This window comes from Dyadobacter alkalitolerans DSM 23607 (assembly GCF_000428845.1).
In the GTDB taxonomy this organism is placed as follows: domain Bacteria; phylum Bacteroidota; class Bacteroidia; order Cytophagales; family Spirosomataceae; genus Dyadobacter; species Dyadobacter alkalitolerans.
The window spans coordinates 1-6,793 of sequence record NZ_AUAS01000041.1 but is presented as its reverse complement, the minus strand read 5'-3'; the positions used below and the strand labels follow the sequence as shown (position 1 = coordinate 6,793).

At 42.5% G+C, this 6,793-nt stretch carries 8 protein-coding genes; 6 read left to right on the top strand and 2 right to left on the bottom strand.

Features of this window, described 5'->3' with window-relative positions:
• The 4 genes from G395_RS30710 to G395_RS30705 form a co-directional block, all read left to right on the top strand.
• The coding region (locus G395_RS30710) for an IS3 family transposase (RefSeq protein ID WP_035362199.1) at nt 1-660 on the top strand (660 nt) is incomplete at its 5' end.
• A 747-nt stretch (nt 661-1,407) separates the two neighbouring features.
• Nucleotides 1,408-2,436, top strand: coding sequence for a hypothetical protein (locus G395_RS0126975; RefSeq protein WP_026632850.1), 1,029 nt, complete (start codon nt 1,408-1,410; stop codon nt 2,434-2,436).
• A gap of 14 nt (nt 2,437-2,450) precedes the next feature.
• Nucleotides 2,451-3,287, top strand: coding sequence for a YjbH domain-containing protein (locus tag G395_RS0126970; protein ID WP_026632849.1), 837 nt, complete (start codon nt 2,451-2,453; stop codon nt 3,285-3,287).
• 10 nt (nt 3,288-3,297) lie between these two features.
• A complete protein-coding gene (locus G395_RS30705) occupies nt 3,298-4,380 on the top strand; it encodes a YjbH domain-containing protein (RefSeq protein WP_169720106.1) in 1,083 nt (360 codons plus the stop codon).
• 339 nt (nt 4,381-4,719) lie between these two features.
• Here G395_RS30705 and G395_RS32310 read toward each other — a convergent pair whose 3' ends face one another.
• Nucleotides 4,720-4,902: a hypothetical protein gene (locus G395_RS32310; RefSeq protein ID WP_157486850.1), complete on the bottom strand. Its 183-nt coding sequence runs from the start codon at nt 4,900-4,902 to the stop codon at nt 4,720-4,722.
• A gap of 918 nt (nt 4,903-5,820) precedes the next feature.
• Between G395_RS32310 and G395_RS32945 the strand changes: the two genes are divergently transcribed.
• The gene (locus G395_RS32945) at nt 5,821-5,946 is read left to right on the top strand and encodes a hypothetical protein (protein WP_262485410.1); all 126 of its coding nucleotides are present in this window, start codon (nt 5,821-5,823) and stop codon (nt 5,944-5,946) included.
• Between the two features lie 8 nt (nt 5,947-5,954).
• Nucleotides 5,955-6,116: a hypothetical protein gene (locus tag G395_RS32300; RefSeq protein ID WP_157486848.1), complete on the top strand. Its 162-nt coding sequence runs from the start codon at nt 5,955-5,957 to the stop codon at nt 6,114-6,116.
• Nucleotides 6,117-6,352: 236 nt separating this feature from the next.
• On the opposite strand, the gene G395_RS0126945 is transcribed toward G395_RS32300, so the two are convergent.
• On the bottom strand, nt 6,353-6,793 hold a 441-nt coding region (locus G395_RS0126945; protein WP_026632847.1), incomplete at its 5' end, for an alpha/beta fold hydrolase.

Sequence of the window (6,793 nt, the reverse complement as noted above, 5' to 3'; positions counted from 1 at the left end):
TATGGAGTGGAACGCATGACTGATTATCTGCGCGGCTTAGGTTACCACGTTGGTGTAAAGCGTGTACGAAGGCTATATAGGCTCATGAACTTACGTACGATTTATCCCAAACGCAACCTGAGCAAGGCCAAAGCAGGCGATTACAAATATCCGTATCTGCTGAAGGACTTAAAAATAGAGAGAGCCAACCAGGTCTGGCAAGCCGATATCACGTATATCCCCATGTTCCGGGGCTTCATGTACATGTTTGCTATCATCGATGTATATAGCCGAAGAATCGTGGGATGGAGCATTTCAAACACAATGAGCATGGAATGGTGCCGGGAAATCCTCTTAGACACTATTCGTGCCGAGGGACGGCCCGAAATATTTAATACCGATCAAGGTAGCCAATTCACTAGCCCCCACTTTGTCAACTCATTGTTAGGTAGTGGCATAAAGGTGTCAATGGATGGAAAGGGAAGAGCACTTGACAACGTATTCATCGAACGGTTTTGGAGGTCGCTCAAACAAGAATATGTATACTTAAACCCTCTAAACGGCGGGATGGATCTGTATAGAGGAGTAAAAACATATGTGGATTTTTACAACGGTCAACGCAAACACACCGGTACTGGATTTATCCCTAATGACTTGTTCTTTGACGCAAAAGCATCCTAATTAAAATTAACTTTATCCATTGGCTGTCCAGCAAAACGGGAGTATTTCAGCGCCTCAATTGTTGATGCGACATCAAAAATTTAATTTAACTTTTAGAAGAAAAACTTATTATTTTTAACTAGAAAAAAATATTATACGTTGATTATCAGTACACTAGTGATTTGTAACGTTTCTATTACATTAGGAAATAAAAATGTAATGCACTAAACTTGTTGTAGATGTTATTTTATAAGGCTTGATATTCTATTGTAGAATATATTGTATATAGCGCGTTAATATATAGTAGTTATTTTTAACACCACTAACACAACGTTTATTCATGAAAAATTGCTATTCGCAATTAGATGCACAACCCGGAAGATTGATAATTTCAGAGCATTGTTAGCGCTTCGCTGCCCCTTTTATCCTAACTCGTTGCAATGCTTGTTTTGGACACCTATGAACAATTCTCCTACCTTCTAATAATTTTAAATCTGCTTAAAGTGATCGGCCGTCTGTTCAATTGATGAGCACTTATGCAGCAAACCCCATAATTTCAGTTTACCGTATATCAGTATGCGTTCTTTTAACCGTAACTTTTCTTGGTCGCTTCAAAGTGATACTACCGGAGTCATTTTGTACCTGAGTATGATGTTTTGATACTGCTCGAATTAAATCTTGAGCATGCGAATGCACTCTAAATCGCCAAAAAATCTCATTACCATATCCATTTTTCAATAATCGTAAGTTTCAACAAACCTATTTCTTATGAAAACACGTGCACGCAAACTGCTGATCCTTTCAATGTTCCTCACTTTCTTTCTTTATGATTGTCGCAATAAGGATGCTGAAAGTTTAGGACCCGGAGAAACTGCATTATCCAAAGAGCTTGAAGCGCTGGAAATGAATGAAGTGAAATTAGAAGAAACAGCTGATATCAGGGCCACACCGGGGAAAATCGAGGCAACTGCCAAGGCAAAGGCACTGAATGAATCTTTGGGAAAAGTGAACTCGACAGATATTCCGGCCAATGTATTGGCGGCTGTTTCAGAAATTTCTACATCGCTTTCCGCTGCTGAGATCAAGACTTTGAAGGATATTAAGCCATCAAAAAATACACTCAATTCTACCGAAGTAAAGCGTATTCTGGCTAAGGCTGGGAATGATGCGGCAATGAAGCCCTACTTATCACTGCTTACTGCGGCAAAAATAGACGGCCTTTCCAACCGGGAGGATAGTGGCAAGCCCGCCAAGCTGAATGGCGGAAGCCAGGTTGTTGGGAATCTTGAAAGCAGCGACGAGTGCGTGGTGAAAGCCCGTGAAAAATTCGAAAAAACGGTTGGAAAGCTCGACGAACACAAAGCCAAGGCCTTGGGAAAAATTGATGAGGTCTATCTCAAAGATTTGGAAAAGATTCAGCAGAAACTTGAAAAATGCCTGGACGAAAACAATCCCGAACATTTTGAAAAATTACGTCAGGCAGGCATCAAATTCGCCGAACAGTCCCTTTCTGCCCTGGAAAAAGCCAAGCCTTATCTAAATCCAGCCCATTATGATAATCTCAAAGCCTTGATCAATATTCAATTGTTTGATTATCTGAACAATGTGAACAAACTGGAAGCTGCCAAGAATCTTTCATGCACCAAGGTCGCAGATCTTGCTAAGGCCGAGGCAGCAAAGGTGAAAGCCGTCAACACTGCCAAAGTGGCGTCATCGTACAGCGAGGCACTCGGCAAGGCTGAGGAACTGCTCGCCAAGATGATTGCAAATTGCCACAATCAGGGAAGCGGTAATTAATTGAGTTTGCTGCAATGAGACGCGATATCATCAAAAGAATGGGAAACAAACAGTTTCCCATTCTTTTATTCCTGCTTGCATTGTTTTTTGGAACCGATGTTACCGGACAGAATAATATCTCCGGAAAACCCGGATTAATCTATGTTCCGTCAGCTGCGGAGACCAAAGACGGCGCATTCCAGTTTGGGTACAATTTTAACCCGATGCGTTATGGGATCAGGTACAACCGCGTCAATTCGGAGGGAATCTATTTTGCAAATCTGACTATTCTTCGAAGGTTTGAAGTGAATGTAAATTTGTTGCGGGTCAATAACGAAGCCTGGCACGGGCATAAAGGTATCGGCGACAGGCAAATTGATCTTAAATATCTTATCCTTAAAGAAAACCGCCAGCGCCCGTCACTGGCCGTAATCATATCGGCGCCTTTTGGCATAGATAATTCCTTGGTGACCAATGCAGTGGTTGCAACCAAGACATTTCAAATGAGCCGACGCATTTATGCTGACTTTACAGCGGGTTATGGGAGCCCGGTTTATATTCAGCGGCACGAGTCGGAGAAGAGCAATTATAACATTTTCAAAGATCTTCGGATCAAGAAGAAAAAGGACCGGGGTTACCAATATCTTTCCGGGCCAATCGGTGGTATGAATTTACGTTTGGAAAAGAAAGCCGGTTTCATGGCAGAATGGGATAGTCAGCATTTCAATTTCGGCTTATACGGTACTTTTTTCAAGCGATGGACTCTTCAGGCGGGCTTATTAAATTTCGATCAGGTTTCCTTTGGCACTTGCTATGCGCTTAATCTTTTATCCAAACCCAAAAGCCTTCGTGGTTCCGATGAACGTTTTTAAACTTCTTTTCATGCTTACATGCTTCTTTTTTGCTACTGGAAGTTATGCGCAGGTTGCCAAATCAAAGAAGATAAAAACTTTACAGAATTTCGATTTTCTTGGTGATACAACTAGTGCTGCCTTAAAATATGAGCAGAAGCTTTTCAGAAATCCTTACATTGGCATGTACCAGTTAAGTAGGTCTCTCGGTGATTCGAATATAAAGGAATATATACCCATGTTCCAGGGAGTTGCCTTAGGTGCCTACACGCTTACGCCCACCATGAGATTTCGTGCTCTTGGGAAGGAAGAAATAAGTAATCCTGGTTTTTTATTGAAGAAATATAAAGTGGACTTGTGGCTGCAACCCGTTTTCGAAGCCGACTTCGGCAATCGCGAGAAAACGCTCCAGAGTAACACGAGCCTAATGTTGCAGACACAGTTTCAAATTTTGAAAGGACTGGTCGTTAATGCCGGTATACTCTTCCCTATTACCAACGACATGGATAACAGGCCAAAAAAGATCCGTCCGGCACCTATTTTTCTGAATCACTTTTTATCGACTGGAAAAAATTTTATCAGCGCATCCGCTGGCTACTTTCATAATGACCAGTACGGTGTAAACGTGCAATACCGGCACCAGGATTTTACCAGCTCATGGTCGTTCGGCTTGGAAACCGGCCTGACTGGTTTTTATTACTATGCAAAAAAAGGGCTTTATTATGAAACCATGGAAAATCTGATCGTGATTGGGGATGTTGCGTACCGCTTCATGGACACAGATCTTCTGATCAAACTTTCCGGCGGCCGTTATCTGGATGGCGACGCTGGCGCACGTCTAGAAATGATCCGCCAGTTTGCTAATGTCGAGGTTGCGTTATATGTGATGAAAACCAGTAACGGCACAACGGGCGGGTTTAATTTTGCAGTTCCGCTGCCGCCCGGCAAGATTATCCAAACAAGAAATTTCCGCTTCCGGACCACCGATGAATTTCGTTGGGAGTATTCTTACAGCCGGGGATTTCACGTCGGCCAACGTTACCGTACGGGCTATCAACTGGATCAGAAATTACGGCAGTACCACGTCCGATACGTTGCCCGCCAGCACCAGTAACATTTACCACGCGACAATCCATTCGGGATCTGGTGAAACGATCAGAATTATTAATCAAAGCTTAGGCTAAGAAAGAGAGGAGAAAGAAACATATGATTGAGGTGGTTAAGTGAAATCAAGCGCGCCAAACGCGCTGTATCCGCCTGTGCAAATAACGAAGTACCGGAGATCCTTGGGAAGCTGTCCAACTTGTCCATCGAACCAGGGAAAAACGACCGGGAATTCTGAAACCTGTATATTCGCTACGATTCCTAACTAACTTATCATTGGAGAGGGTCCGGGAAGTGACGCTTTGTTATCTAAGGGAGATATCTAATATACGGCTTTAAATCAGCAATGTCATTGGGGCACGTCCAATTGTTTACGAATGTCAGCCACATAGTTCACAGTCACTTCCAGGGCAGAAGCGATTTGATCATCTGTTAGTAAAGACTGCCTGATCAGATTTCGGACGGCATTCTGGGTCTTTTCCTGGTGACCATTTTTTCGGTCTTTTTCCACAAAAAGATCTAATGTGTTCATGATAGTCTCTTTAAGGTGAATTGGCAGCAGTTTTTCCCTGAACTGACGACAGACCAAATTATTGAACAACAAGAAACTGTTTTTCAATATGTTGAGAGGTTGATTGGCTATGAGGTTGCTATATCTTTTTCTGCTGCTCCTGCAGGCTTGACTCCCGCTGCTGTGCCAACTTTGTCTTTTTCGTTTAATTCTACTCGACAGCTGTGCTTCGCTCATTCGCTTGTTTACCGAAGGATACGCTCGCCAGCAATCATATCAGCTACGCATTCATCTGATTGCCTTACTTGGTTTTCCCAGGTTTACGTCTGGATCTTGATGGATGTAATACCGGCTGTATTTGGCTTTGCCGCAATACAATGGATCGGTGCGTCAATTGATTAAATTAAAAGAAAGAATGCAGAACTAAATTCTTAGGTAGCTAACGCCGCTTTTCGCCCCTTTGTACTAAAAACCTCTAATCCAGGGCGATTTCACGGTTGCCGATGATTGCCATGATTAAGGTGTCGTGCTTTGCTGTCTGCTTACCCATAGGGCAAAGATATGGATTTTGCTATCCGTTGCTGTTGGGAGAATTGATTTCACAGACACACGAATTTCCTAAAATTATTTCTCAACGCCTTGATCGTATACTTTGGATAGTAAGGATTCGGTTGTCGGGAATACTACATGTAACGTTTGTTGAAAGACCCCTCATGCTCCAAACCGTCAAAACTTAGTAAGCCTTGAAACTGCTAAGGGATCATTTGTTAATGCCCTAAGATCTTGCACTACCTGCAGGTGGCCGAGATCCGTAGAGCAATACATTTTCTCCCATTGTGTTGTTTATCAGTGTACGCGAAAACGAACCAAAAACTTAACATTGCAAACAATTAGGAATTGGTATTTTTGTTGGAATACATTGAACTAACTGAATTTGAAATGAAGGTTAATAAAAAAGACAAATTAGCAGCAGATATTTCTGAAACGCTTCATCAGAAGTTAAGTGATTCTGATATTGAAGCAAAAAAATTAAAAAAAGCGATAAAAAAACTGCTAAGAAACTAGCAGAGAAGGTGGTTAAAATCTCGGTTAAGCAGGAGAAAAAGCTTGATAAGGCCGGTAAAAAGCAAAATGCGGATCTGAAAGCCGAATCAAAAGACGCTAAAAAGGAAAAAACCGAAACGGTACTGAAAGGGATCAATGAGACTGAGAGGGAGTTGCTTTCGGTACGGTAAAAGTCGTTAACTAATATAAGTTTTTGGACGTATTGATTCAACGTGCAAGGCCGTGCTCACAGCGATCAAATTCGCATTAACTATAAGGTTTTACAGAAGAGATCTTGCGCAGAAGTACTGTATGCATTAGATAATGAATTGCTGCTTAATCGCTGTCATAAAGTGTATAAGGAATGCACTTTAAGCTGAGCATTTGTATGAAGCTCCCAGTCACAGACAGCAAATTCTTGGCAGAATTACTGCCAAGGTATGCCCGTTGTTTGAAAGGGAATGAATTTGCTTACCGCTTCATTAACTTCCTGATGCCGTTCAACAAAGCCCATATGCCCTGCCGGCTGTAATGTTATCAGCTGTGAGCCAGGTATGCTTTGGTTCATTTTAACACTCGCTTCAGGCTTAGTCAAACGATCTTTGTTTGCGCCAATGATAAGGGTAGGGATTTGAATCTCGGCCAGCGTATCGGTAGCCTCATAGTCGAACATGGCAAGAACGCCCCTACCTGTAACTGCCGGAGGTGCCATAGCAGCAAGCCGACTGGCAAAATCCAGCTGCTTACCTGTCTGGGTGCCCGCAAAAGTGAGGAACCGGGTCATGATCAACATATTGCCATTGAAGTAGCTCATCCACCTGCTTAGCCACAGCAACGGAGAAAGTGCAACCATAAGCCAGCAGATCGG

What these genes read in the sequence shown, in the direction of transcription:
- G395_RS32945 (WP_262485410.1), top strand. Translation starts at nt 5,821, where the DNA reads ATGAAGGTTAATAAAAAAGACAAATTAGCAGCAGATATTTCTGAAACG.
- G395_RS32310 (WP_157486850.1), bottom strand. Translation starts at nt 4,902, where the DNA reads ATGAACACATTAGATCTTTTTGTGGAAAAAGACCGAAAAAATGGTCAC.
- G395_RS0126970 (WP_026632849.1), top strand. Translation starts at nt 2,451, where the DNA reads ATGAGACGCGATATCATCAAAAGAATGGGAAACAAACAGTTTCCCATT.
- G395_RS30705 (WP_169720106.1), top strand. Translation starts at nt 3,298, where the DNA reads ATGCTTACATGCTTCTTTTTTGCTACTGGAAGTTATGCGCAGGTTGCC.
- G395_RS0126975 (WP_026632850.1), top strand. Translation starts at nt 1,408, where the DNA reads ATGAAAACACGTGCACGCAAACTGCTGATCCTTTCAATGTTCCTCACT.